Consider the following 26,085-nt stretch of genomic DNA (forward strand, 5'->3'; position numbering starts at 1 on the left):
GGCTCACCCGCCGCGCGCGTGCGGGCCGAACGAGAACGGGATCAGCGGCGTGTCGATCGGCAGGCGGTACTTGTCGGGGCTGCGATGGTCGTAGGCCATGGTGGGGTAGTTCACCACCAGAACGTCGGTGCTGCCGATGTTGTGGTCGGCGTGCCAGACATGCTTCGGCACGTTGACGAGCTGTCGGCGATAGGGCGTCAGCTTCAGCCGGTTCAGCATGCCGCAGGTCGGCGACCACGGGCGGGTGTCGTAGAGCACGAGCTCCATCTCACCCTGGATGAGGGCATAGCGATCCTCATGCATCTGATGAAGATTCCAGCCCTTCACCACGCCGGGTCGAATGGTGAAGAAGTAGGAGTAGAAGAAGGGATCGGGATATTCCGGCCAGCGCAGGTCGAAAAGCTCGCAGAGCGAGCCGCGCTCGTCGACATGGGTCGCGAGATCGCGGATCACGACGCCATCGATGAGCTGCGCGACCGAGGCACCGTCGCTCGCCACCGTCTGCTGGTCGCGCCTGGCCTGCGCGATCAGCTCGGCATGCCGGACGACCCGTTCATCGGCCGCTTCCTCGACGCTCATTTGCCAGCTCTCCGTTGGCATCCCGATTCGCCCGATGAGAAATTGGTGTCACGGTTCCTCGTCGCGCGATAGGCAGCCATGCGCGCGCCGTCTTCCCGCCATCACGCAATGGCGCTAGAGGAGGGCGCAAAGGAGACCGGACATGACGGACAGCAAGGCGCGGATCGCGATTCTCGGGGCCTCGGGCTATACGGGCTCGGAACTCGTGCGACTGTTGCTGCGCCATCCCCGCGTCGAGATCGTCGCGCTGACCGCCGACCGCAAGGCGGGCCAGTCCATGGCCGAGGTGTTCCCGCAATTCGCGCCCTTCGCGCTGCCCCGGCTCGTCACCATCGAGCAGGTGGAGTGGAGCGGCGTCGACCTCGTCTTCTGCGCGCTGCCGCATGGCACCACGCAACTCGTCATCAAGAAGGTGTTCGAGACCGCGCCGCATGTGAAGGTGGTCGATCTCTCCGCCGATTTCCGGCTGCGCGACGACGGCGCCTATGAACGCTGGTACGGCCACCCGCACCAGGCGCTGGAACTGCAGCAGGAAGCCGTCTATGGCCTCGTCGAGCTGTACCGGGACGACATCCGCAAGGCGCGGCTTGTCGCCAATCCGGGCTGCTACACCACGACCGCCATCCTGCCGGTGGTGCCGCTGATCGAGGCCGGCGCCATCGAGCCCGATTCCATCGTCGTCGATGCCAAGAGCGGCGTCACCGGCGCGGGCCGCTCCGCCAAGGAGAACCTGCTCTACACCGAGGTGACGGACGGCATGCACGCTTATGGCGTGGGCGGCCACCGCCACATGGCCGAACTTGACCAGGAATTCTCCCGGGCGGCCGGGCGCAGCATTGTGCCGAGCTTCACGCCGCACCTCGTGCCGATGAGCCGGGGCATCTACGCCACCATCTACCTGAAGACCGGCGCCGGAATCGGTGCCGAGGGCGTGCACCGGGTGCTGTCGGACTTCTATCGCGGCCAGCCCTTCGTGCATGTGCTCCCGCTCGGCCAGGTGCCGCAGTCGCGCTTCGTGAAGGGGTCCAACATGACCTTCATCGGCGTGGTGCAGGACCGCGCGCCCGACCGCGTGATCGTGGTCTCGACGATCGACAATCTGGTCAAGGGCGCCTCCGGGCAGGCGGTGCAGAACATGAACCTCGTGCTCGGCTACCCGGAGACGACGGGGCTGGAGCAGATCGCTCTGTTCCCGTGAGGGGCATGTGCATCCCGTCGTCATCCCGGCCGAAGGCGAAGCCGCAGAGCCGGGATCGCTCTTCCGGGACCGCTCTCTAATGCGCGCGATCCCGGATCGGCCCCTGGTCGTTCGGGATGACGGCACAGACCCAAGGCGCCGCTTCCCCGGGTTTGGCCCGGGGGCGCTAGGACTTCACCTTCACATAGCTGCCCGGCGCGTCCTCGATGGCGGGGAAGGGGCCCTCGCCCGGGATGCGGGCGGGCACCCGCCGTCCGTCCTGTTCCTCGATCCAGGAAAGCCAGTCCGGCCACCATGAGCCGGGATGCATCTGCGCCTTGGCGATCCAGTTCTCGATCTTCCCTTTCGGCGTGCCGCCGGTCCAGTACTGGTACTTGCCGCGCGCGGGCGGGTTGATGACGCCGGCGATATGGCCCGAGCCGGCGAGCACGAAGCGTCCCGGATTGCCCAGCAGCTGCACGCCGAGGAACACGGAAGCGGCCGGAGCGATGTGGTCCTCGCGGGTCGCCACGGAGTAGATCGGCAGGTTGATACGCTTGAGGTCGAGCAGCTTGCCGGCGAGTAGAAGGCTGCCCTGCGCCAGCTTGTTGTCGAGGTAGCAATTGCGCAGATAGAAGGAGTGGTTGGCCGCCGGCAGCCGGGTGGAATCCGAGTTCCAGTACAGGATGTCGAACGGGAACGGCGCCTGCCCCTTCAGGTAGTTGTTCACGACATAGGGCCAGATCAGGTCGTTGGCGCGCAGCATGTTGAAGGCGTTCGCCATCTTGCGCCCCTCCATGAAGCCGGATTCCAGCATCTTGCGTTCGAGATTGGCGACCTGCTCCTCGTCGATGAAAACCTTCAGGTCGCCCGCATGGGTGAAGTCGACCTGGGTGGTGAGGAAAGTCGTGCTGGCGACGCCGGCATCCTTGCCGGAGGCCGCCAGCCAGGCCAGCGTCATCGCCAGCATGGTGCCGCCGACGCAATAGCCCACGGCGTGCAGGTCATTCGTGCCGGCCGCCTTCTTGGCGACGTCGAAGGCGGTCAGGACGCCGGACTTCATGTAGTCCTCGAAGCCCTTGCGGGCGAGCTCGGGACCCGGGTTGACCCAGGAGACGACGAACACTGTCAGCCCGTTGGCCACCGCCCAGCGGATGAAGGATTTTTCGGCGGTGAGGTCGAGCACGTAGAACTTGTTGATCCAGGGCGGGACGATCACCACCGGGGTCGCCAGCACCGTCTCGGTTTGCGGCGCGTACTGGATGAGCTGCATCAGCTCGTTCTGGAAGATCACCTTGCCCGGGGTGACGGCGAGGTTCTCGCCGACCTGGAACTTGGAATCGTCGGTCTGGCGGATCTTCAGGTCGCCGCCGCCGGCCTCGATGTCCTCGGCCAGCATCTTCATGCCGCGCACCAGATTGTCGCCATTGGTGGCGAGCGTGGTGCGCAGCAGTTCGGGATTGGTCAGCACGAAGTTGGAGGGCGAGATCGCACTGGCGATCTGGCGCACATAGAACTCCGCCTTGTGCTTGGTGTGGGAGTCGATCTCGGCTTCCTCGACCATCTTCTCCGCCCAGTTGGAGGCGAGCAGATAGGCCTGCTTGATGGCGTCGAAGAAGGGGTTGCTGTTCCATTCCGGGTCGGAAAAGCGCCCGTCGCGCGGTGTCGGCTCGACCACCGGACGGGTCTTCTTGCCGCTGGCCTTCTTGAGCGCGGACGACCACAGCTCCAGATAGCCGCCGATCAGCCGGGACTGCGCCTCCACCGTGCGCTGGGGATCGGCCAGCCAGTACTCGGCGACATTGCCGATGGTCTTGGCGACGTCGGCGAGGTCCTCGGCCACGTCGTCTTTGATGCGTCCGTCCTCGCGCGGGCGCAGATAGGCGGCCATGGCGCGGCCGCCTTCCTCCATCATGCGCGCCAGATTGGCGGCGAAGACCTCGATGTCGATCGGCGCGACAGCGGCGCGGGCGGCGTCCGCCGCCGCGCTCGCCGATTCGGCGGCCGGAGGCGCGGGCTTGGCGGGAGCGGCCGGTTTCGCAGGCGCCGCCAGCTTTGCAGGGGCCGCCGTCTTTGCGGCTGCGGCCGGCTTGGCCGATGCCACGGGCTTCGCCGGCGCCGCCGGCTCGACCGGCTGTTGTGCCGGCGGGGCGGTTCTGACGGTGAACCGCGCCTTGATGGCGGCGCGGCGGGCTGGTGAGATCCCGGGCCGGGCGGCGGGGGCCTTGACCCCGGCCATCTTTGCCTCGGGAGCCTTCGCTTCGGATGCCTGCGCTTGCGGTGACTTTGCCTCGGCCTTCGGTGCCGGGCGCGAATCGGTGATCACCTTCGCCGCCTTCGCCTTCGCCGGTGGGTGTGCGGGGGTAGGCGGCGCGGCGACAGCGGCAACCTTAACGGAAGCGACGGCGACCGGCGACTTGCGCGTGGTTTTCGGCGCCGGAGCGGGAGCCGGCTTACCGACCGCCTTGGCGTCCTTGCGGGCTTTCGGTGCCGCCGGTGCCTCGGTAATGGCAGCGGCGCCGGAAGCCTTGGCGGCGCTGGCGGGTCTCGCCGGCGCGCTGGCGCGCTTGGGCGCTGCGCCGGCGCGCGCGGGAGCTTCGGCGGCCGGCTCCGTGGTGGAGGGCGTGGTCGTCTTCCGGCTGATTCGTCGGTTGCTCAACGCTTGTCCCCGCGCGCAGCTACGTTCATAGGTGGCCATAATAGACGCCCCGTCCGGTGCTAGCGAGTGCGTAACAGGCCGGAGGAAGGACGTTGCCGGGAGGTTCGGTGAGAGTACGGGTGGGCCAGAAGCGGCGAGGCGGTCGGCGGGGAGCGGTTGCGCTCCTTCTTGCCGGGCTGCTGCTCGCGGGCTGCGCCGCGTCGGGCGGGCCGTCCGGCATCATCACCGGCGAGGCGCTCGAGCCCCCGGCAGTGCCCGAAGCCGAGGCCGAGGTAGCCACACCCGCAACCGGCGTCACCACGGGCGTTCCGAGCTACTCCGCCGGCAGCACCACCGTGGACGTGGCGCCGATCCAGGCTGGGCGACTGCGCCCCGCCCCGTCGACGGCCGCCGTGCCGGTTTCCGAGCCTGTCGCCGCAGCGACGCCCGCATCCGTGCCGCCGGCCGCTCCCGCCGCGTCGCCGGGCTACCGGGATTCCTCCACCTCGCGCGCGGCGCCGGCGCCGAAGGGGCGCGAGAAAGAGGCGGAGAAGCCCTTCCCGCATTTCGGCACGCCCGTCCAGATCGGCGACCGTCCGGTGCTCACCACCGACGAGGCGACCCAGCTTCAGCAGAATCTGGAGAAGCTCGCCCGCGAGCGCGAGGCCAAGGCGGTGCGCGAGCTGGAGCAGGACCAGTAGCGAGATCGGTAGCGGGGCGGCTCTCGCCCGGCTTTGTCCTGCGCCGGCTCCGATACCATTCTTCTGCCCCTTTGGTCTGACATCGGTCGATGTGCGGGCGCTCGAACGGTGATATGAAGCGCCCATGATGCCGACCCCGCGAGAGAGGGGCGGCCTGGAGCTTGAGACCCATGACCGACTTCCATCGTATCCGCCGGCTGCCTCCCTATGTCTTCGAGCAGGTGAACCGCGTGAAGGCTACCGCCCGCAACGGCGGTGCCGACATCGTGGACCTCGGCATGGGCAACCCGGATCTCGATGCCCCGGCCCATGTGGTGGATAAGCTCAAGGAGACCATCGGCCGGCCGCGCACCGACCGCTATTCGGCTTCCAAGGGCATTCCCGGCCTGCGCCGCGCGCAGGCGGCCTATTACGAGCGTCGTTTCGGGGTGAAGCTGAACCCGGACACCCAGGTCGTGGCCACGCTCGGCTCCAAGGAAGGCTTCGCCAACATGGCGCAGGCGATCACCGCCCCCGGCGACGTGATCCTTGTGCCCAATCCCAGCTACCCGATCCACGCCTTCGGCTTCCTGATGGCGGGGGCGGCGATCCGCTCGGTGCCCTGCGAGCCGGGGCCAGAGTTTTTCCACGCGCTGGAGCGCGCGGTGGCGCACTCGATTCCCTCGCCGCTGGCGCTGGTTCTCTGCTACCCGTCCAACCCCACCGCGCAGGTGGCAGACCTCGATTTCTACCGCGACGTCGTCGCCTTCGCGAAGAAGCACGACCTGATCGTGCTGTCCGACCTCGCCTATTCCGAAGTCTATTTCGACGACAACCCGCCGCCCTCGGTGCTGCAGGTGCCCGGCGCGATGGATGTGACGGTGGAATTCACCTCCATGTCGAAGACCTTCTCCATGGCGGGCTGGCGCATGGGTTTCGCGGTCGGTAATGACCGGCTGATCGCGGCGCTGGCGCGGGTGAAGTCCTATCTCGACTACGGCGCGTATACCCCGATTCAGGTCGCCGCGACCGCCGCGCTGAACGGCCCGCAGGACTGCATCGCCGAGATGCGCAGCGTCTATCGGAAGCGCCGCGACGCGCTGGTCGACAGTTTCGGCAAGGCCGGCTGGGACATTCCGGTGCCGACCGCCTCCATGTTCGCCTGGGCGCCCATCCCGGAGAAGTTCCGTCATCTGCGCAGCCTCGAATTCTCCAAGCTGCTGATCGAGAAGGCGGACGTGGCGGTGGCGCCGGGCGTCGGCTTCGGCGAGCACGGCGACGAATATGTGCGCATCGCCCTTGTGGAGAATGAGCAGCGGATCCGCCAGGCGGCACGCAATATCCGCCGCTTCCTTGAAACGGGCGCGGAAACATTGCACAACGTCGTCCCTCTCGCCGCGGCGCGCTGACGCCCGCTCCTCGGGGCGGCGCCGCATCCTGGTCTTCTGTTGAGTTCGGACACATTGATGGCGCCGCCGCTTAAAATTGGCATCGCCGGCCTCGGTACGGTCGGCGCGGGCGTGGTGCGCATGCTGGCCCGCCGTGGCGATGAGATCGCGGCACGTATCGGCCGGCCGGTCGAGGTGGTGGCGGTGAGCGCGCGCGATCGCAACCGCAACCGGGACTGCGACCTTGCCGGCGTGCGCTGGTACACTGACGCGGTCGAACTGGCGCGCGATCCTGACATCGACGTCTTCGTCGAGCTGATCGGCGGGCCGGACGGCATCGCCAAGGCGGCCGTGGAGGCCGCCATCGCGGCCGGCCATGACGTCGTCACCGCCAACAAGGCGCTGCTGGCCCATCATGGCGTCGCGCTCGCCCGCGCAGCGGAGGTGAAGGGCGTCGGCATCCATTTCGAGGCGGCTGTCGCGGGCGGCATTCCGGTTATCAAGACGCTGCGCGAGGCACTGCTCGGCAATGAGCTGAACCGCGTCTCCGGCATCCTGAACGGCACCTGCAACTACATCCTCACCCGGATGCAGGAGGAGGGGCTCTCCTTCGACATCTGTCTCGATCAGGCCCAGCAGCTCGGCTATGCCGAGGCCGACCCGACCTTCGACGTCGACGGCTTCGACACCGCGCACAAGCTGGCGCTGCTCGCCTCGCTCGCCTTCGGCGTGCAGCCGGACCCCGAGGCGATCCATATCGAGGGCATCCGCTCCATCACGCTCGCCGACATCGAGGCGGCGGACGAGCTTGGCTACCGCATCAAGCTGCTTGGCGTTGCCGCCCGCACCGGCGGCGCGGTCGAACTGCGGGTGCATCCGACCATGGTGCCTAAACATTGGCCAATCGCGCAGGTCTCCGGCGTCACCAATGCGGTGGCGATCGACGGCGACGCGGTGGCGCTGACGCTGGTCGGCCCGGGTGCCGGCGGCGACGCGACCGCCTCGGCGGTGGTCGCGGATCTGTGCGATATCGCGGCCGGGCGCGGCGGCGTGCCCTTCGGCCGCCGGGCCGAAACTCTCCGCGCGGCGGAGAAGGCCGCAATCCAGCGTCATGAAGGTGGGTATTATATCCGCCTGGCGGCGCTCGACCGGCCTGGAACGGCGGCAGCCATTGCCCGCCATATGGCCGAGCAGAACATTTCGCTCGAGTCCATAATGCAGCACCGACGCGGTCGTCCCCATGGCGGGGAGCGCGCGGAGAGCGCGGAGGATCCGGCACCGGTGGTGCTGATCACCTACGCCACCACTGAGGACGCGGTGCGCCGCGCGATCGCCGCCATCGATCTCGATGGCGTGATCGCGTCGCCGCCGCAGGTGATACGGATCGAGAAGGACTGAGGGCTGGGACGATGGCGGAAGAGATTACGGTCAAGGCGGGCCAGGCGCTCGAGCGCATCCTGACGCTGGAACTGGTGCGCGTCACCGAGCGCGCGGCGGTGGCCTCGGCGAGCCTGCGCGGGCGCGGCGACGAGAAGGCCGCCGACAAGGCGGCGGTGGACGCCATGCGCCGCGAGCTGAACCGCCTGCCGATCGCCGGCCGCATCGTCATCGGCGAGGGCGAGCGCGACGAGGCGCCGATGCTGTTCATCGGCGAGGAAGTCGGCACCGGCAAGGGCCCCGCCGTCGACATCGCCGTCGACCCGCTGGAGGGCACCACCCTCTGCGCCAAGGACATGCCGGGCTCCATCGCGGTGATGGCCATGGCCGAGGGCGGCACGCTGCTCTACGCGCCGGACGTCTACATGGAGAAGATCGCCATCGGCCCGGGCTATCCCAAGGGCACGATCGATATCGACGCCTCGCCCGAGGACAACATCCACTCGCTGGCCAAGGCCAAGGGCGTGAAGCCCTCGGAGATCGCGGCGCTGATCCTCGACCGGCCGCGCCATGCCGCCATCATTGAGGCGGTGCGCCGGACCGGCGCGGCGGTGCAGCTGATCACCGACGGCGACGTCGCCGGCGTGATCCACACCACCAATCCTGACGAGACCGGGGTCGACATCTATCTCGGCACCGGCGGCGCCCCCGAGGGCGTTCTCGCGGCGGCGGCCCTGCGCTGCATCGGCGGCGAGATGTACACCCGCCTGATCCTCGACACCGAGGAGAAGCGCGAGCGCGCCAAGAAGATGGGCATTTCCGATCCGAAGAAGATCTACACCATCACCGACATGGTGCGCGGCGACTGCCTGATCGCGGCGACGGGCGTGACTACCGGCAATCTGCTCAAGGGCGTGAAGTATGACAAGGGCGTGGTGAAGACCCACACCGTTGTCATGCGCTCCGCCACCGGCACGGTGCGCTGGATCGAGGCCGAGCACCGCGACCTCTCCAAGTTCCATCTGGGCTGAGGCTCCCCGTCGTCATCCCGGACGGCCGAAGGCTGATCCGGGATCGCAGGGAGATTATCCTGCGAGCGATCCCGGCCCGGCCCTGCGCTTCGCTTCGGCCGGGATGACGAGCACTGTCCTACGGCGCGCGCGGCGCGCCGTTTTCATTTCGCAGGCTATCGGGCGTGCGGGGAGGGGCTCGGCTTCAGCCCGGGCTTTGGCTGGCGGCCGGTGTGCTGTATACCAGAGTGGCGACGGGACGCGGGCCCTCGGGCTCGCCTCGCGCCAGAACGCCAAACCGATTGCCAAGGGAACGACCCATGCCCGCTCCTCATTCGCTGCTTCCGCCCCTGCTGACCAAGATCGACGCGCTCATCGGCGCGGAGAAGTACCAGGAGGTCGCCGAGACCTATTCGGCCTTCGTGAAGGAGCATCCGACCACCAACTACCTCGCTTCCGAGCCGATCCCGTTCAAGCTGAACGTGGCGTTCTCGAAGAAGTACGGTTCCTCGGCCACCAACACCTTCACCCTGCGCAACACCACCTGGGCGTCGGACGTGAAGGCCGCCCTGAAGGCCGGCCCCGCCGACTTCGCGGCGCTGGTCGCCAAGTACGAGGCGGATGTCGCCGAGATCGCCAAGTCGTCCAAGAAGGTCGCCTGAGCGACATTTCCTGTTCGGACGCTGCCTTCGGAAAGGCCGGCACCGCGCCGGCCTTTTTCGTTTTGTGTGCCGGCCAAGCGAAGGCGCAGCCGTAGCGCCGCGCCGGGACCCAGCGCACAAACCCGCCGAAGGCACTTCGAGAAAGGGTCTTGCCGCTGCGCGTGGTTTTCCCTGGGTCCCGGATCGGCGCCGCGAGGGGCGCGGCTTGTCCGGGACACCGCGTTGTCACCCCGCCCTGGCCACGTCCTTCAGGAAATAGTCCACCCCGAGCTTCACCATGTCCGGCTGCGAGGCATGCGGGCCGGGATGCTCGATATAGGTCAGCTCATAGCCCGCCGGGCGCAGCTTGGCGGCGTGCGAGCGGCCGGCGGTGTGTATCGGCGTCTGGGTGTCGTTCTGGCCGTGGGCGATGAACACTTTCGGCGCGCCTTCCTGTGCCAGCACGGTCATGAAGCCGGCGGAGAAGGCGAGGATGTGGGTGACGATCCGCCCGTTGCTGAGCCCGGTGGAGAGCGAGTAGCTGCCCCCGTCCGAGTGTCCGGCGAAGGCGAGATGCGCCGGGTCGAGCGCGAAGCGCGAGGCCACCTCGGCCAGCCCGGTGCCGAGCCGCTCGAGGTCCGGCCCGTTGCCGGCGATGACGATGTCCCAGGTCGGCAGCAGCGACTGCGGCACCAGCAGCAGGAAGCCGTGTTCCTCCGCGTGCCGGCGCATGATCGGCAGGATCTTCTCGGCGCTGCCGCCGCCGCCGTGGAACAGCACCATCAGCGGCGTAGGCCGCGCTGGGTCGATGCCTTCCGGCACGATCAGCACATAGTCGCGCGTGTCGAACAGGCCGAGATCGTGCCGGCCGGGCGGGAGCGCGGGCCGGGTCGGGGCGACATGCCGGAAGTCGAGCCGGCCAAGCAGCGAGAGGTTCAGCATGGCGCGCACCATAATGCGCGAGCGTGCCCGCGCAAGCACATGCGAGGCGCCGCGAGGTCGTTTGCCTGCGTCATGTTCGGCCCGCAGGGCTGGCCGGCGCCCGACCCCCTAGGCACGCACGCGGCGCGGCGCTATCAGCGCCGGGCCGACGCGTGGCCCGCGCCGCGCTGCCGCGCGCATTCCGCCGCCGCACCCTCCCGCCTCTGGTCCGCAATGCCCCTCAGGGACAAGCTGCTCGCCCTCACCGTGATCTGCGTGTGGGCGCTCAACATGATCGTGGTGAAGCTCGGCGTGGCCGAGATTCCGCCGGTCTTCATGAGCGCGCTGCGCTTCGTGCTGGTGGCGGCGATCATCGTGCCGTTCACGCGGGTACCCCTGCGCCTGATGCCCGGCGTGCTGCTGGTCTCCTTTACCTTCGGCTCGCTGCATTTCGGCCTGCTCTTCGCGGCGCTCGAACAGGCCGAGGCGGGCACCAGCGCCGTCATCATCCAGCTCGGCGCGCCGATCGCCACCCTGCTCGCCTGCTTCGTGCTCAAGGAGCGGCTTGGGCTGGTCCGCTCGGTCGGTCTCGCCGTCTCGGTGGCCGGCATTGGCATTCTCGCCATCGGACCGACCATGCCCGGCCCGCTGCCGCTGGCGCTGCTGTTGATGAGCGCGACCGCCTGGGCGGTGACGAACCTGATCGTCAAGGGCATCACCGAGGTGAAGCCCATGACGATGATGGGCTGGTCGTCCCTCTTCGCGGTGCCCCAGCTCATGCTCGCCTCGTGGCTGGTCGAGGGCCATCAATGGGCCTCGCTCGGCTCGGCGGGATGGCATGGCTGGCTATCGGTGGTTTACAGCGCGGTGTTCTCGTCGATCATCGGCTACGGCATCTGGTACTGGCTGCTGCAGCGCTACCCGATCAACGTGGTGGTGCCCTATTCGATGCTGAACCCGCTGCTGACCGTGCTGTTCGGCATCGTGCTGATCGGCGATGATCCCTCGCCGGTGAAGATCATCGGCGCGCTTGTCATGGTCGCCGGCGTCGCGCTGATCCTGCGCAAGCCCGCGCGCGACCTGTCGAACCCGACCCTGCCCGACACGGCGTGAGGTGCGGGCAGGGCGCTTGCCCCGCCCGACCTTATGTCCGAGACTCACTTCGCCTTCAGGAACTCGCCGACTTCCAGCAGGATCAGCTCGTTGTCGTCGGCCTTCGCGGGATTGCGCGACGAGGAGAAGGGCAGGTTGTTGTCGTTGCCGACCACGATGTGGGTGGCGTCGACAACGTCGACATTCTCGATGGTGAAGAAGGGGAACGTCAGCACGCCGTCATTGAGCGGCTTGCGGGCGAGCTTGTTCGGATCGGCGATCTTCATCAGGTCGATATGGCCGATCTTGCGCACCGGGCCGCCGGCATTGGCGTCGGTCAGTTCGATCTTGGTGATGCGCTTGAACTTGGCGAGGTCGTGGAAGCAGTCCGGCCCCTTCGCGCCGGTGGCGCAGGCCTTGTCGACAGTGCCCTCGCCATTGTCGCGCTCGATGATCAGGCCGGTGGTGCCGTCTATCATGTTGAAGTCGCCGATGGCGTTGCCGTTCTGCTCCAGCACGTACTGCCACATGCGGCCGGTCCACTTCTGCGCAGCGACGTCGAATTCGAGGATCGGCAGGAATTCCTTGCCGTCCGCGGTCTTCTGCCAGTCCTTCTTTTCCGCGTCCCACAGCGGGCCTTCGAGCAGGGCGTAGAGATACTTGCCGTCCTTGGAGGCGGCCATGCCCTCATAGCCCTTGGAGCGGCGGGCGTTGAAGGTGGCGGGCGCGTTCGGCGCGCCGGCGGAGGCGACGGCGTAATGGTCGGGTGAGCGCACCGGCGTCTCGCCGGCCACGGTCTCGAACATTGCGAGCACCTTGCCGCTCTTGTCGGCCTTGATGAGATAGGGGCCGAACTCCTCGCCGATCCAGATGTGGTCGCCGATGGGCTGGAAGCTCTCGATGTCGAAGTCGGCGCCGGTCAGATAGCGCTTCTCCGTGCCCTCATGAACGATGCGGAACGGCACCTTCTTGTCGGGATCGGTGAGGAACACGGTCTCCAGCGGCTCGAACGCGCCGGTCGCCCAGTTGATCGTGTAGTGGCGCAGGAACAGCGCCGCGTCGGGGCTGTTGGCCTTCGAGCCGAAGCCGTTGTCGGTGATGATCCAGAAGCTGCCGTCCGGCATCACCTTGATGCCCGAATGGCCCTGCACCGGCTGGCCCTTGAAGGGAACCGACACGCCGGTCGGGCGGCCCGCCGACTTGCCCTCGACCGTGCCGACGGCATCGACGCGAGTGCCGGCGGTGAACTTGCCGGAAGTCTTCAGGTCTTCCGGCGCGTCGGCCGGCATGGCGATGAAGGTCTGCGCCGGCAGCACGGCGTGGCCGGCGAGCGTGGCGGGATAGGCATCCTGGGCGCGGGCGGCGGGGCCGGCCAGCGCGACGAGCGCGAGCGCGGCGCTCGCCAGCAGGCAATGACGGAAGGTGTTACGGGCCATGGCGGTTCTCCGTGCGGGGGGAGGTCGGCGGTGCCGAACCGCTTTCCTGACCCTTGGGCATGTCGCGCGCGCTACGGCGCGATGACGGAGCCATGACGAGGGGCGGGGCGCCCTGCGCGCCCTGCCGACTCGACGCGGGCGCGCGCTTGAGGCTTATCCTTGCCGCCATGAGTCTCGTCCTTCCCACCGCCGCTCCGCCGCCCCGGCCCTTCCTCGGCGTCGCCCGCTCGGCCACCGGGCGCTTCTGGCGCGAGCGTCTCGACCTGCGCGGCGCGCAGACGACGCTCGCCATCGTCCAGCGCTGCGGCGTGCCGGAGATCCTCGCCCGCGTGCTGGCCGGGCGCGGCGTCGCCATCGACGAGGTGGAGGCCTGGCTCGACCCGACCGTGAAGCGGCTCCTGCCCGATCCCGACACGCTCACCGACATGGGCGCCATGGTCGCCCGGCTGGCCGACGCGGTGACGGGCGGCGAGAAGGTCGCGGTGTTCGGCGACTACGACGTCGACGGCGCTACCTCCACCGCGCTGCTGGTCGAGGTGCTGCGCGCCGGCGGGCTGGACCCGGCCTTCTACATTCCCGATCGCATCTTCGAGGGCTACGGGCCGAACATACCCGCCATCGAGGGGCTGGCGGCGCAGGGCGCGCGGCTGCTCGTCGCCGTCGATTGCGGCACGATGAGCTTCGAGCCTTTCGCCAGGGCGAAGGAACTCGGCATGGACGTGGTGGTGATCGACCATCATCAGGCCGGCGAGGAACTGCCGGCGGTCGAGGCGCTGGTGAACCCGAACCGCGCCGACGACCTTTCCGGGCTCGGGCATCTGTGCGCGGTCGGCCTCGTCTTCGTGGTCGCGGTCGGGCTGGTGCGCGAATTGCGGCTGCGCGGCTGGTGGAGCGCGGCGCGGCCGGAGCCGGACCTGCTCGCCAGCCTCGACCTCGTGGCGCTCGGTACCGTGGCGGATGTGGTGCCGCTGCTCGGCCTCAACCGTGCCTATGTCGCCAAGGGGCTGATCCAGCTTCGCAAGCGCCAGCGCCCCGGGCTGACCGCGCTGATGGACGCGGCGCGGCTTTCCGGCCCGCCCAAGGCGTGGCATCTCGGCTTCCTGCTCGGCCCGCGCATCAATGCGGGCGGGCGCATCGGCGATGCCGCGCTCGGGACAAGGCTGCTGCTGACGCGCGACCCCATCGAGGCGCAGATGATCGCCGCCGAACTCGACCGGCTGAACAGCGAGCGCCAGCAGGTGGAACGCTCCATCGTCGCGCAGGCGGAGGCCGAGGCGGAAGCCGCGCTCGGCCGCGCCGGGGAGGGCGCGGTGATCCTCTCCAGCGGGCAGGGCTGGCACCCGGGCGTGGTCGGCCTCGTCGCCGCCCGGCTGAAGGAGAAGTTCGGCCGGCCCGCCTTTGCCATCGCCTTCACCGGCGAGACCGGCTCGGGCTCGGCCCGCTCGATTCCCGGCGTCGATGTCGGGCGCGCGGTGCGGGGGGCGGTGGAGCGCGGCATTCTTGTGAAGGGCGGGGGCCACGCCATGGCGGCGGGCCTCACCATCGCGCGCGAGCGGCTCGGCGAGCTGCGCGCTTATCTCGAGGAGACGCTGACCGGCGCGGTCGACGAGGCGCGCGCGGTGGACGAGACGGTGATCGACGGCGCCCTCTCGGCCGCCGGAGCCAATCCCGATCTGGTCGAACTGATCGAGCGGGCCGGGCCGTTCGGCGCCGGCAATCCGCAGCCGGTCTTCGCCTTCCCGGCCCATCGGGTGGTCTATGCCGAGCCTGGCAGCGCCGATCAGGTACGGGTGCGGCTGCGCGGCTCGGACGGGGCGGTGATCTCGGGCGTCGCCTTCCGCGCCGCCAATACCCCGCTCGGTCAGGCGCTGCTCGCCGCGCGTGGCCAGCAGGTGCATGTCGCCGGCACGCTCGATCTCGATTCATGGCAGGGCCGCACCCAGACCAGCCTGCGCATCACCGATGTCGCCTCGCCCGAAATCGGTTGAGGATCAGGCGGTTGGGCGCGCTTCCGGAATCAGGTTGCGAAGGGATTGAATCGCCCCGCGAGGTGGTGCTGGGCGCCTGTCAGACGCTAGAATCGGTTTTGCGGTGTCCGAGCCTAACGGGTTGGCGACGCGACAGTTTTGTCGCGAGGTTGCTTCGGAATCGGAGTGTCAGCTCATGACCGCAAGTGACGGGAGCGACTCGCGAAATCCGCCTGCCGCCAATCCCCGTGTCGCCATCATCGGCGCTGGGCCGGCGGGGCTGATCGCGGCCGAGGTTCTGGCGCGGACCGGCTGCCAGGTGACGATCTACGAGCGCATGGCCTCGCCGGCGCGCAAGCTGCTGATCGCGGGACGCGGCGGGCTGAACCTCACTCATTCCGAGTCGCGCGACGCCTTCCTCGCCCGCTACGGCGACGCGGCGGAGTGGCTGGCCCCGTTCCTCGACGCCTTCCCGCCGGCACGGCTGCGCGCCTTCGCGGAGGGGGTGGGCGAGCCGACCTTCGTCGGTTCCTCGGGCCGCGTCTTCCCCCGGAGCTTCAAGGCCTCGCCTCTGCTGCGCGCCTGGCTGGCGCGACTGGAATCGCTCGACGTCACGCTGGCGAGCCGTCACCGCTGGCTCGGCTGGAACGCGGCGGGCGCGCTGCGCTTCGAGACGCCCGGCGGCGAATGGGAGGCGGCGGCGGACGCCGTGCTGCTGGCGCTCGGTGGCGCAAGCTGGCCGCGCCTCGGCAGCGACGGCGGCTGGGTGGAGCTGCTGCGCGCCGGGGGTGTCGAGGTCGCCGCACTGCGGCCGTCCAATAGCGGCGTGCGCATCGGCTGGTCCGAACCGTTCCGTACGCGCTTCAAGGGGCAGCCGCTCAAGCGCATCGCGCTCTCTGTCGAGGGCGCGTGCGTGCGCGGCGAGGCGATGATCGACGCGGAAGGGCTGGAGGGCGGCGCGGTCTACGCGCTTTCCGCCCGGCTGCGCGAGGCGATCGCGCGGGAGGGCCGCGCGATGCTCAGCGTCGATCTGCGCCCCGACATGAGCGCCGAGGTGCTGACCGACCGTCTCGCCGGCAGCCGAAAGGGCGAATCCACGGCGAACCGGCTGCGCAAGGTTGGTCTGCCTCCGGCCGCTGCCGGCCTGCTGCGCGAGGCGGGGCCGCTTCCCGCCGCGCCGGAGGAACTGGCGCGGCGCATCAAGGCGGTTCCGCTGACGGCGACCGGCATGGCGCCGCTGGAGCGCGCCATCTCCTCGGCCGGCGGGGTGACGCGGGCGGGTGTCGACGCGCGGCTGATGCTGCGCGCGCGGCCCGGCGTGTTCGTTGCCGGCGAGATGCTGGACTGGGAGGCGCCGACCGGCGGCTATCTCCTGCAAGCCTGCTTCGCCACCGGCTTCGCGGCGGCAGGCGGCATGCTGGACTGGCTCGGCCTGCTCCCGCCGGAGGGCTGGGACGGCCCATGGCCGGCGGCGGACGATGCGGCGGACAGGGAAGGGATGGCGCGGGACGACGGCTGAGGGAGCGCGTGCCGTCGTCCCGCGCGGTTCACGAGACCTGCCGGGAAAACGGCCTCGCGAAGGGTTTACCGATGTCCGTTCCCGCTGTTTCAGCGTATTCGCGGTCCGTCATCGGCGTTGGCAGGATAATTACGCTCGCTGATTGTCATGCACAACGATTATCTTCCGATATTATTACAGTTCTAAACTATACCCACGACGTTTTACTTAGAATGGCGTCGGCGCCGCCACGGCACCTTGCGCGCCGGGGGTGCGGGGCGTACCTCCTTGGGCGGGATTGCCGGGGGCGCGACGCACGAGGAGAGCCATGGCACGTCTGTTCTTTCGCCGGGGATCGGCCGCGGAGGCGGCGCCCGATGCCGCCCGGGAACTGGCCGCGCGGGCGCGGGCCATGCTCGGCGTCGGCGAGGAAACCACCATTTCCATCAGCGAGATCGCCTGCGGCGACCCGGCCTGCGGCGGAGCCGAGACAGTGGTGCTGGTGATGCGGCCGGGCCGCCGGACCGAGGCGGCCAAGCTCATGAAGCCGCTGGCGACCGTCACCGATGCCGAGCTTTCCGAGGCCTTGCAGCCATTACTTGCCCCTGCGTCATGAGCGCGGGTGGTGCATTGCAGTATTCAAGCGGATTTACATTCAGTCGTCGCCGACGACATGAGAATGTATAATGTAAAACCATTCTAAAGTGCAGCCGAAGACTTGCGATGTCTTCGGCTGGTAGCGTAGGAGTCTCCCGCAATGTGCCGCTCGGGCGGCGGGAGGAGACAATCCATGCGAGCCAGAACACTGTTCGCCGCGCCTGTGGTCGCGGCTCTTGCGTTGGGGGCCAGCCTTGCCGCCGGCCCGGCCGCCGCGGAAAGCGCGGCTCCCAAGGTCCGCGACATCGTCGCCACCTATGCCAACATCGCCGAAGCGATGTATGGCGACAGCCTGAAGACCGCCAAAGATCTCCAGAGCGCCGTTAATGCCCTGATCGCCGAGCCGACCGACGCCAATCTCGACAAGGCGAAGGCAGCGTGGAAGGCCGCGCGCGTGCCTTACCAGCAGACCGAGGGCTTCCGCTTCGGCAACGCCATCGTCGACGAGTGGGAAGGCCGCGTGAACGCCTGGCCGCTTGACGAGGGGCTGATCGACTATGTCGACAAGAGCTATGGCGACTCGTCCGACGAGAACCCGCTCTACACCGCCAACGTGATCGCCAACACCAAGGTCCGTGTCGGCAAGAAGACCATCGACGCCACCAAGATCACGCCGAAGCTGCTCGACAGCCTGCAGGAAGCCGGCGGCGTCGAGTCGAACGTCGCCATCGGCTACCACGCCATCGAGTTCCTGCTGTGGGGTCAGGACCTCAACGGCACCGGCCCTGGCGCCGGCAAGCGCCCGGTCACCGACTACGACACGAAGAACTGCACCGGCGGCAATTGCGAGCGCCGCGCCGCCTACCTCAAGGCCGCGACCGACCTGCTCGTCTCCGACCTCGAGGACATGACCAAGTGGTGGGGCCCGAAGGGCAAGGCCCGCGCCGCCGTGGCGAAGCAGAAGGACAAGGCCGCGCTCGGTACCATCCTCACCGGCCTCGGCTCGCTCTCCTATGGCGAGCTGGCCGGCGAGCGCATGAAGCTCGGCCTCATCCTGCACGACCCCGAGGAGGAGCATGACTGCTTCTCCGACAACACCCACAACTCGCATTATTACGACGAGGTCGGCATCGCCTCGATCTATCGCGGCAAGTACAGCCGCGTGGACGGCTCGACGGTCGAGGGCGCGTCGGTCGCCGCCTATGCGGCCGCCAAGGCGCCGAAGGCCGCCGAGGAGGCCGAAGCCAAGATCGACGCCGCGCTCGCCGCGCTGAAGGCGATCAAGGACGAGGCCGACAGCGGCAAGCAGGCCTATGACCAGCAGATCGGCGAGGGCAATGCCGAGGGCAACGCCCTCGTGCAGAAGGGCGTCGACTCGCTCGTCGCCCAGACCCGCGCCATCGAGGGCGTGGTCGGCGCGCTGAAGCTCAAGATCAAGGTCGAGGGCTCGGACAGCCTGGACGATCCGTCCAAGGTCGGCGAGTGAGAACGCGATGAAAACCGGCGGCGCGGGTCTCTCGCGCCGCGCCTTTCTCGGCGCGGGCGCGGCGCTCGGCGGGCTGGTCCTGCCGGGGCCGAGCCGCATCGGGCTGGCCCGCGCGGCGGCTCCCTTCGCGCCGACGCGCACGGTGACGCTGACCGCCGGCGAGATGGAACTGAAGCTGCTCGGCCCGGATGGCCCGGCGACGCGCATCCTCGCCTATGACGGCGTGCCCTTCCAGACGCTGCGCGTGCCGCGCGGCACGCGGCTGAAGGCGGAATTCGTCAACGGGCTCCATGAGGGCTCGACGCTGCATTTCCACGGCATCCGCATGCCGAACGAGTTCGACGGCGTGCCGACGCTGACGCAGCCTCTGGTGCAGCCGGGTGGGCGCTTCACCTATCTGCTGCCGCTCGACGATCCCGGCACCTTCTTCTTCCATCCCCATTGCGACGAGACCGGGCAGGCCGGAAAGGGCCTTGCCGGCGTGCTGCTGGTCGAGGATCCCCGCGATCCCGCCTTCGATGCCGAGCACGTGCTCTGCCTCAAGGACTGGCGCCTCGCGCCGGACGGCAGCTTCCTTCCGCTGTCCGAGCCCGAGGGCGCCTCCCGCGCCGGCACCTTCGGCGCCACCCGCACGGTGAACGGCGCCGCCTCCCTCGATCTCAAGGCGCCCGCCGGCGGGCATGTGCGGCTGCGCATCCTCAACCTCGATTCCACCCGCATCATGGATATCGGCGTCGAGGGCGGCGAAGCCTGGCTGATCGCGGTCGACGGCCATGCGCTCAAGCCCGTGCGGCTCGACGATCTGCCGGACGGCATCTGGCGCATGGGCCCGGCCCAGCGCATCGACCTCGACATCCGCATGCCGGCGGAGGGCGGTGCGGTGACGCTCGGCGACTACCGTGCCTCCGAGGTCTACCGCTTCGCCACGCTCCGCGCCGAGGGCCGGGCGGCCAAGCCGCGCAAGGGGCCGCTGGCCCTTCCGGGACCGGAGCTGCCGCGTCCGGACATGAAGAAGGCCGCCCGCTTCTCCTTCACCCTCCAGCAGGCGACCGACGCGGCGGTGAAGAACCTCGCTCTGCCGGCCGACGATCCGTTGGCCAAGGCGCTGATCGACAGCCTGTGCGTCGGATCGACCACCTATTGGGGCATCGATGCCGAATCCTGGCCGACCGGGAGCCGGCGCAACCTGCCGCCGCCGCTGGCGCGCATGGAGACGGGCCGCTCCTGCCGCGTCGAAATCAAGAACGAGACCCGCTTTCCGCACCCGGTCCACCTGCACGGCCATGTCTTCGAGGTGGTGAAATCGAGCCTCGACCGCCTGCCGCGCCACTTCGCCGACACGGTGCTGGTGCAGCCCGGCGAGGCGGTGGAGATCGCCTTCGTCGCGGCACCCGGCGACTGGGTGTTCCACTGCCACATTCTGGAGCATATGGAGACCGGGATGATGGGCTGGTTCCGGATCGTGTGATGGCACGGAGCTCCGCTTCCGCCCGCCGCCCGCGCGCCGCGCAGAAGGCGGGATTCGGCCGAAGGGTTTCCCCTGGGTCCCGGATCGGCGCCGCGCTGCGCGCGGCTTGTCCGGGAGACGCCCTCGTGTCCCGGACCAGCGGAGGCGCAGCCGAAGCGCCGATCCGGGACCCAGCGAAGACTCCGCGCAGCGGCCTCATCGGCAGCGTCGTTCTCCTCTGCGCCCTGCTTCTTCCCGCGCCGCTGTTCGCCGAGGACAGCCGCCTCGATGCCGCCATCGGCAAGGCGCTGTTCGAGCGGCCCTGGGTGCCGGCGCCGAGTTCCACCCGCGCCAATGACGGCCTCGGGCCGCTGTTCGATGCGCGCTCCTGTTCCGCCTGCCATCCCGGCGGGGCCGGGCGGGGAGCGGCCGCGCTCGACGCCGAAGGGCGGCCGGACGGGCTCGGCATGGTGCTCTCGCTGTTCCGCGCGGACGGTGCCGGCGATCCGGTCTATGGCCACCGGCTGGAGACGATGACCCTGCCCGGCGTGCCGGCGGAGGGCACCTTCGCGGTCGCGGTGGAGAATGGCCGCCGCATCCCGCGCGTCGAAGCGCCGGGCTACGGCCCGCTCGATGCCGCCACCCATGTCTCGCTGCGCACGGCGCCGGATTTGCGCGGGCGCGGCAAGCTGGAAAGGGTGGACGATGCGGCGATCCTCGCGCTCGAGGACCTGGACGACCGCAACAAGGATGGCGTGCGCGGGCGCGCCCGCCGGCTCGCCCATGCCGAGGGCGGCTCGACCGTCGGCCGTTTCGGCTGGAAGGCGAGCCACGCCAACCTCGCCAGCCAGGCCTCGGAAGCCTTCGCGCTCGATCTCGGCCTGTCGACGCCGCTGCGCATGGAGCCGTGGGGCGACTGTACGCAGGCGCAGGCCGCCTGCCGCAGCGCCCCGCACGGGCGCGACGGCGAGGGTGAGCCGGAGATTTCCGACGCCATCGTCCAGCGCATCGTCGCCTATCTGCGTGGCCTGAAGGCTCCCGCCTCCGAGCCCGACAGGCGCGGCGCGAAGCTGTTCGCCGCCACCGGCTGCGCCGCCTGCCACCGTCCCGCGCTGCCCATGCGCGGGGGCGGGAAGGTCGCCCTCTACACCGACGTCCTGCTGCACGAGATGGGCGAGGGGCTCGCCGATCCGGCCGGCGTGCCGGGCGCGGGGGCCGGGGAGTGGCGCACCGCGCCGCTGGCGGGGCTCTCCGGCGCTCTGGCGCGCGGCACCGGGCTGCTGCACGATGGCCGCGCCGCCGACGTCGCCGAGGCGGTGCGCTGGCACGGCGGCGAGGCATCGGGCGCCCGCGCGCGCTTCGAGGCACTGGGCGCCCGGGAGCGCCGGGCGCTCCTCGACTATGTTTCTTCCCTTTAGAGCGAGGCCGAGCATGAACCGTTCCCCCATCGCCGTGGCGCTCGCGCTGGCGAGCCAGATCGGGCAGGCGGCGCAGGGCGTGCCGGTCCTCGCCGCCGCCACCGCTCTCGTCTCCGGTTTCTTCGTCGGCCGCGCCGATGCGGCGGCGATTTCGGCGCCCGAGGTGGTCGAGGGCTGGCTGCTGCCGCGCTACGACACGCTGCTGGCCAGCGCGAAGGCGCAGCAGGCGGCGTGGGCGGCCTTCGCCAACGCGCCGTCCGCCGAGGGGGTGAAGGAGCTGAAGGCGCGCTTCGCCGCCGTCTCCGATGGCTGGGCCTCGGTCGAGTTCATCACCTTCGGGCCGGTGATGCTGTCGCTGCGCGCGGACCGCTTCAACCTATTCCCCGAGCGGCGCAACGCGGTCGGGCGCTCGGTGGCCGAGATCGTCGACGATCCGACCGACGAGCGGCTCCAGCCCGAGCGGTTCTTCCGCCTCAGCGCCGCCGTGCAGGGCCTGCCGGCGCTGGAGCGCCTGCTCTATGACGAGGGCGCCGAGGCGGCGCTGCTGTCGGGGCCGGAGGCCTCGCGTCGGCAGGCGCTCGGGCTCGCCATCGCCGGCAACCTCGCCACCATCGCCGACGAGATCCGCACCGGCTGGGGCGACCGCACGCAGGGACTGCTCGCCCAGCTCCTCGCCGGCAAGGCCGACCCGGTGTTTTTTCCCGAGCCGAACGCGCTGCTGAGCCAGATCGTCACCGATCTCGCCGGCGCCTATCAGCGCGTCGTCGACCAGCGTCTGCTGGTGGTGCTTGGCAAGAATGCCGACGAGGCGAAGCCCCTGCTTTCCGACCGCCGCCGCAGCGGGCTCGCCAAGGAGACCGTCGTCGCCATCATCACCAGCGCCGGCTCGTTGGCCGACGCGCTGGCGCAGGGGCTTCCCGCCGCCGACCGGGCGAGCCTGACGACGACCCTGCAGGCGGCTGCCAAGGCAGCGGCCGGGCTACCGGAGGATATCGGGCAGGCGGCGACCACGCCGCAGGGGCGCAAGAGCCTCGAAACCGCCATCGGCGCCTTCAAGGCGGCGCAGGCGGGCATCGCCCGTCCGCTCGCCTCCGGCCTCGGCGTGGCGCTCGGCTTCAACGCGCTCGACGGCGACTGAGGGAGGCGCGCATGGGCCTTCTCGATCTCACCCGCCGTTCGCTGGTCGGCACCTTCGCGACGCTTGCGGCGGCGCCGCGCGTGCTGTTCGCCGGCGGGGCCGCCCATGCGCGCGACCATCTGCTTGACGCCGAATGGCTGGCGACGGCGGGGGTGGGCGACGGCTTCGCGCCGGTGGTGCTGGCGCCGGACTTCGCCGCCACGCCGGTCGGCTTGGGCGCGCAGCGCCTGCATTGGGTGGAGCCGAGCCCGGACCGGCGCACGGCGGTGGCTGTGGCCCGCCGCCCCGGCACCATGGCCGTTCTGTTCGACCGCCGCGCCGGCACCGTGCTCGCCGGGTTCGAGCCGGGCGAGGGGCGGGTGTTCTCCGGCCATGGCCGCTTCATCGACGGCGGCCGGCGCTTCCTTGCCGTCGAGATCGAGCGCGACACCGGCGAGGGCGTGGTGACGCGCCGCGTCGTCGAGGCGGGATTCGCCATCGAGGCGGAATGGGCCTCGTCCGGCATCGGCCCGCATGACATGCTGCCCGCCGGCGGCGCGCTGGTCGTCGCCAATGGCGGCGTCGAGCCGCACACGCCGGAGGCGGTGGGGGCGGAGATCGCCGGCGCCAGTATCGCCCGGCTCGATCCCGTCACCGGCGCGGTGCGCTCGGTGGCGGCGCTGGGCGATGACCTTTCCTCACTGTCGCTGCGCCACCTCACCTCGGGCGCCGACGGCTTCACCGTCGTGGCGGCGCAGGACCTGCTGGCCGACGGCATTGCCCGGCCGCTGCTCTACGCGGTGGAGGGCGAGGGCCTACGGGCCTTCGACGCGCCGGACGAGGAATGGCGGGGCCTGCGCACCTATGTCGGCTCTGTGTGTCTTGACGCATCGGGCGCCTATGTCGCCGCCGCCTCGCCGCGCGGCAACCGGGTGGCGCTGTGGCGGCGCGATGGGCGCTTCCTCGGCTCGCTCACTCTGGTCGACGGCTGCGGCCTCGCCCCGACCCGCGAGGCGGGGCAGTTCCTCGCCACCAGCGGGCTCGGCGAGACGGTGCTGATCGCCACCGACGGGGAGGGCGTCGGCGTCGTCGCCCGCCGTTCGGGTGGCCCGCGCTTCGACAATCACGCGACGCTGGTCGGCCTGTAGCGACGCGCCGGCCATGCCGGCGCGCCGTTCGGGTTTGTCAGAAGCGGACCACGGCCATGCTGGCGCGATGGTCGGACGGCCACGGCGTGACCACGATATCGGCCTCCGGCGCCTTCTCGCCGACGATGCCGGCCTTGAGAACGCTCAGGCCGGCGGCGCGGCCATAGGTGAAGTCGATGCGGTCGTGATGGTCGCTCGGGTCCGAAGGCTCCGACGTGGTGGTCCAGGTAAGGCCGGGCTTCTGCACCGGATCGGGATTGGCCACGCGGAACAGGTCGAGGAAGCCGGCTTCCCCGGTCATCCGCAGCGAGGTCGGCCAGGCGACGGCGAGGGGCTGGCCGCCGGCCTTGGCCACGGCTTCCGTCCAGTCGAGATGGGAGGGCTCGTTGAAGTCGCCGAACACGAAGACCGCGTCGGCGCCGTCCGCCGCCTTCAGATCCTGCATGAACAGGTCCATGGCCGGGCCGCGCGCCGCCTTTGCCGCGGCCACCGCCTCGTCGGCGGTCTTGAAGAACGGGGCCGGCCCGTACTCGATGCCGAGCAGCTGGTAGGGCTGATAGGGGAAATCGGGCAGATGCAGCGAATAGGCGAACACCTTGCGGCCCTTGACGTCGATCTGGACGCCGAGGTCGTTCGCCGTCGGCTGGACGATCGGGTAGCGGCTCAGAATGGCGCCGCCCCACAGGGCGGGATTCCGCTTGGTCTGATCGTAGTGGAAATAGCCGAGGCGCTCGGCGATGGCCTTCGCTACGCTGGCGCCGGTCGGCACGCAATTGTCGGCGTCGCAGGGGTCGGGCTCGGGCTGCGTCTCCAGCAGGGCGACGATGTCCGGGTTGACGGCCTTGATGGCGGCGACGGTCTCGTCGACCGGCTTGCCGTCATTGGCGCCGCCGCCCCAGATATTGAAGCTCATCACCGTCAGCTCGGTCGGATCGGCGGCCCGTGCCGCCGCCGGCAGAAGCGCGGACGCGATCAGCGATGCCAGAAGAAGACGTTTCATTCGGGGCTCCCGGGAGTCCTCGTCGAGCGGTGCGACCGCCGGCCCGACGGGAAGGTGACGATGTTCTGGGGGCCGGAGCGTGCGAGAGAGGAGGGTTCCTCGACGGTTGCCCCGGCCGTCCGCTCCTCCTAGGAGGTGCCGCTGACGGCGGTATGACGGTGCGGCCGACATGCCGTGATCTTTTCTTTGCCGGCGTCTGCAGGGATAAGGTGGCGGACCCGTCATCGCCGCCGGTAATGTCATGAACTCGCTCTTCGCCGACCTGCCCACCACGATCTTCGAGACCATGTCGCGGCTCGCCCGCGAGCACGAGGCGGTCAATCTCGGGCAGGGTTTCCCGGACGATCCCGGTCCGCTCGACGTGCGGCGCAAGGCGGCCGAGGCGGTGGTGGACGGCTGGAACCAGTACCCGCCGATGATGGGCACGCCGGAGCTGCGCCGGGCCGTCGCCGACCATTACCGCGACTGGCAGGGGCTCGACCTCGATCCCGAAGCCGAGGTGATGATCACCTCGGGCGCCACCGAGGCGATTGCCGGCGCGCTGCTGGCGCTGATCGAGCCGGGCGACGAGGTGGTGCTGTTCCAGCCGCTCTACGACGCCTACCTGCCGCTGGTGAAGCGGGCCGGCGGCGTGCCGCGCCTCGTGCGCCTGGTGCCGCCGGCCTGGCGGCTGACGGAGGAGGCGCTGGCCGGTGCGTTCACCCCGCGCACCCGCCTCGTGCTGTTCAACAACCCGCACAACCCGACCGGCCGGGTGTTCGGCCGCGACGAGCTGGACCTATTGGCCCGCTTCTGCGAGGCGTCGGGGGCCGTGCTGGTGAGCGACGAGGTGTGGGAGCACGTGATCTTCGATGGTGCTGAGCATGTGAGCGTGCTGGCGCTGCCGGGGATGCGCGAGCGCGCGGTGAAGATCGGCTCGGCCGGCAAGATCTTCGGCATGACCGGCTGGAAGGTCGGCTTCGTCTGCGCCGCGCCGGGGCTGATGAAGGCGCTGTCCAAGGCGCACCAGTTCCTCACCTTCACCACGCCGCCGGCGCTCCAGCAGGCGGTCGCCTACGGGCTGGGGAAGGAGCGCGACTGGTTCCTCGCCACCCGCGCCGGTCTCCAGCGCTCGCGCGACCGGCTGGCGGGCGGGCTCGCCGCGCTCGGCTTCCGGGTGCTGCCCTCGGCCGGCACATACTTTCTCAATGTCGACCTCGCCCCGCTCGACCCGAGTCTGCGCGACGAGGCGTTCTGCCTGCGGCTGGTGGAGCGGGAAGGGGTGGCGGCGATCCCGGTCTCGGCCTTCTATGCCGAGGAGCCGGTGGAGAGCGTGGTGCGCTTCTGCTTCGCCAAGACCGACGCCACGCTCGACCGCGCGCTGGAGCGGCTGGCCGGCATGGCCGCGCTCTCGAATGCATACAAATGAATGATTTTGCGCGGGATTGAACGCGAACCTGACTAATTTCGAAGTTTTCGCTCATGATTT

General features: G+C 69.7%; 22 protein-coding genes. 17 read left to right on the plus strand and 5 right to left on the minus strand.

All coding sequences use genetic code 11. From position 1 onward, the window contains the following. Window positions 1-3: 3 nt before the first annotated feature. Window positions 4-579 (minus strand): dTDP-4-dehydrorhamnose 3,5-epimerase family protein, encoded by a 576-nt coding sequence (locus GBB76_RS02355; RefSeq protein WP_152301803.1) that lies wholly within the window; start codon window positions 577-579, stop codon window positions 4-6. Window positions 580-721: 142 nt separating this feature from the next. Here GBB76_RS02355 and argC point away from each other — a divergent pair, with 142 nt between their 5' ends. Then, window positions 722-1,777 (plus strand): N-acetyl-gamma-glutamyl-phosphate reductase, encoded by a 1,056-nt coding sequence (gene argC / locus GBB76_RS02360; protein WP_152301804.1) that lies wholly within the window; start codon window positions 722-724, stop codon window positions 1,775-1,777. Window positions 1,778-1,943: 166 nt separating this feature from the next. Here the strand turns inward: argC and phaC are convergent, their stop codons facing one another. Beyond that, window positions 1,944-3,671: a class I poly(R)-hydroxyalkanoic acid synthase gene (phaC, locus tag GBB76_RS02365; RefSeq protein ID WP_152304725.1), complete on the minus strand. Its 1,728-nt coding sequence runs from the start codon at window positions 3,669-3,671 to the stop codon at window positions 1,944-1,946. A gap of 175 nt (window positions 3,672-3,846) precedes the next feature. On the opposite strand from phaC, the gene GBB76_RS02375 reads away from it, so the two are divergent. The 6 genes from GBB76_RS02375 (at window position 3,847) to GBB76_RS02400 (ending at window position 9,511) form a co-directional block, all read left to right on the plus strand. Continuing rightward, window positions 3,847-4,446: a hypothetical protein gene (locus GBB76_RS02375; protein WP_162375430.1), complete on the plus strand. Its 600-nt coding sequence runs from the start codon at window positions 3,847-3,849 to the stop codon at window positions 4,444-4,446. A 76-nt stretch (window positions 4,447-4,522) separates the two neighbouring features. Continuing rightward, window positions 4,523-5,095 (plus strand): hypothetical protein, encoded by a 573-nt coding sequence (locus GBB76_RS02380; RefSeq protein WP_152301806.1) that lies wholly within the window; start codon window positions 4,523-4,525, stop codon window positions 5,093-5,095. 170 nt (window positions 5,096-5,265) lie between these two features. Then, window positions 5,266-6,483 (plus strand): LL-diaminopimelate aminotransferase, encoded by a 1,218-nt coding sequence (locus tag GBB76_RS02385; RefSeq protein ID WP_152301807.1) that lies wholly within the window; start codon window positions 5,266-5,268, stop codon window positions 6,481-6,483. A gap of 57 nt (window positions 6,484-6,540) precedes the next feature. Next, on the plus strand, window positions 6,541-7,860 hold the full coding sequence (locus GBB76_RS02390) for a homoserine dehydrogenase (protein ID WP_152301808.1): 1,320 nt from the start codon (window positions 6,541-6,543) through the stop codon (window positions 7,858-7,860). 11 nt (window positions 7,861-7,871) lie between these two features. After that, window positions 7,872-8,870, plus strand: coding sequence for a class II fructose-bisphosphatase (gene glpX, locus GBB76_RS02395; protein ID WP_152301809.1), 999 nt, complete (start codon window positions 7,872-7,874; stop codon window positions 8,868-8,870). 299 nt (window positions 8,871-9,169) lie between these two features. Continuing rightward, on the plus strand, window positions 9,170-9,511 hold the full coding sequence (locus GBB76_RS02400) for a hypothetical protein (protein ID WP_152301810.1): 342 nt from the start codon (window positions 9,170-9,172) through the stop codon (window positions 9,509-9,511). Between the two features lie 225 nt (window positions 9,512-9,736). Here the strand turns inward: GBB76_RS02400 and GBB76_RS02405 are convergent, their stop codons facing one another. Beyond that, entirely contained in the window at window positions 9,737-10,432 is a 696-nt protein-coding gene (locus GBB76_RS02405; RefSeq protein WP_246669010.1) for an alpha/beta hydrolase, read from the minus strand. 213 nt (window positions 10,433-10,645) lie between these two features. Here GBB76_RS02405 and GBB76_RS02410 point away from each other — a divergent pair, with 213 nt between their 5' ends. Then, window positions 10,646-11,524: a DMT family transporter gene (locus tag GBB76_RS02410; RefSeq protein ID WP_152301812.1), complete on the plus strand. Its 879-nt coding sequence runs from the start codon at window positions 10,646-10,648 to the stop codon at window positions 11,522-11,524. A 44-nt stretch (window positions 11,525-11,568) separates the two neighbouring features. On the opposite strand, the gene GBB76_RS02415 is transcribed toward GBB76_RS02410, so the two are convergent. Further along, window positions 11,569-12,939, minus strand: coding sequence for an esterase-like activity of phytase family protein (locus tag GBB76_RS02415; RefSeq protein ID WP_152301813.1), 1,371 nt, complete (start codon window positions 12,937-12,939; stop codon window positions 11,569-11,571). 167 nt (window positions 12,940-13,106) lie between these two features. Here GBB76_RS02415 and recJ point away from each other — a divergent pair, with 167 nt between their 5' ends. The 8 genes from recJ (at window position 13,107) to GBB76_RS02455 (ending at window position 23,617) form a co-directional block, all read left to right on the plus strand. Then, on the plus strand, window positions 13,107-14,927 hold the full coding sequence (gene recJ / locus GBB76_RS02420) for a single-stranded-DNA-specific exonuclease RecJ (RefSeq protein WP_152301814.1): 1,821 nt from the start codon (window positions 13,107-13,109) through the stop codon (window positions 14,925-14,927). 175 nt (window positions 14,928-15,102) lie between these two features. After that, the gene (locus tag GBB76_RS02425) at window positions 15,103-16,425 is read left to right on the plus strand and encodes a TIGR03862 family flavoprotein (protein ID WP_152301815.1); all 1,323 of its coding nucleotides are present in this window, start codon (window positions 15,103-15,105) and stop codon (window positions 16,423-16,425) included. A gap of 307 nt (window positions 16,426-16,732) precedes the next feature. Further along, window positions 16,733-17,020, plus strand: coding sequence for a hypothetical protein (locus tag GBB76_RS02430; RefSeq protein WP_152301816.1), 288 nt, complete (start codon window positions 16,733-16,735; stop codon window positions 17,018-17,020). 174 nt (window positions 17,021-17,194) lie between these two features. Next, window positions 17,195-18,487, plus strand: coding sequence for an imelysin family protein (locus GBB76_RS02435; RefSeq protein WP_152301817.1), 1,293 nt, complete (start codon window positions 17,195-17,197; stop codon window positions 18,485-18,487). A gap of 7 nt (window positions 18,488-18,494) precedes the next feature. Next, window positions 18,495-19,955 carry a multicopper oxidase family protein gene (locus tag GBB76_RS02440; protein ID WP_152301818.1) on the plus strand — a complete coding sequence of 487 codons (1,461 nt, stop codon included), beginning with the start codon at window positions 18,495-18,497 and terminating at the stop codon, window positions 19,953-19,955. A 125-nt stretch (window positions 19,956-20,080) separates the two neighbouring features. Continuing rightward, a complete protein-coding gene (locus GBB76_RS02445; protein ID WP_246669011.1) occupies window positions 20,081-21,352 on the plus strand; it encodes a di-heme oxidoredictase family protein in 1,272 nt (423 codons plus the stop codon). Between the two features lie 13 nt (window positions 21,353-21,365). Further along, window positions 21,366-22,490, plus strand: a complete 1,125-nt coding sequence (locus GBB76_RS02450; RefSeq protein WP_152301820.1) for an imelysin family protein — start codon at window positions 21,366-21,368, stop codon at window positions 22,488-22,490. 11 nt (window positions 22,491-22,501) lie between these two features. Next, a complete protein-coding gene (locus GBB76_RS02455; protein ID WP_152301821.1) occupies window positions 22,502-23,617 on the plus strand; it encodes a DUF1513 domain-containing protein in 1,116 nt (371 codons plus the stop codon). Between the two features lie 37 nt (window positions 23,618-23,654). On the opposite strand, the gene GBB76_RS02460 is transcribed toward GBB76_RS02455, so the two are convergent. Next, the gene (locus GBB76_RS02460; protein WP_162375455.1) at window positions 23,655-24,617 is read right to left on the minus strand and encodes an endonuclease/exonuclease/phosphatase family protein; all 963 of its coding nucleotides are present in this window, start codon (window positions 24,615-24,617) and stop codon (window positions 23,655-23,657) included. A 241-nt stretch (window positions 24,618-24,858) separates the two neighbouring features. Here GBB76_RS02460 and GBB76_RS02465 point away from each other — a divergent pair, with 241 nt between their 5' ends. Further along, window positions 24,859-26,025: an aminotransferase gene (locus GBB76_RS02465; protein WP_152301823.1), complete on the plus strand. Its 1,167-nt coding sequence runs from the start codon at window positions 24,859-24,861 to the stop codon at window positions 26,023-26,025. Window positions 26,026-26,085: the final 60 nt, after the last annotated feature.

The sequence above is a fragment of the Ancylobacter sp. TS-1 genome (genome assembly GCF_009223885.1).
In the GTDB taxonomy this organism is placed as follows: domain Bacteria; phylum Pseudomonadota; class Alphaproteobacteria; order Rhizobiales; family Xanthobacteraceae; genus Ancylobacter.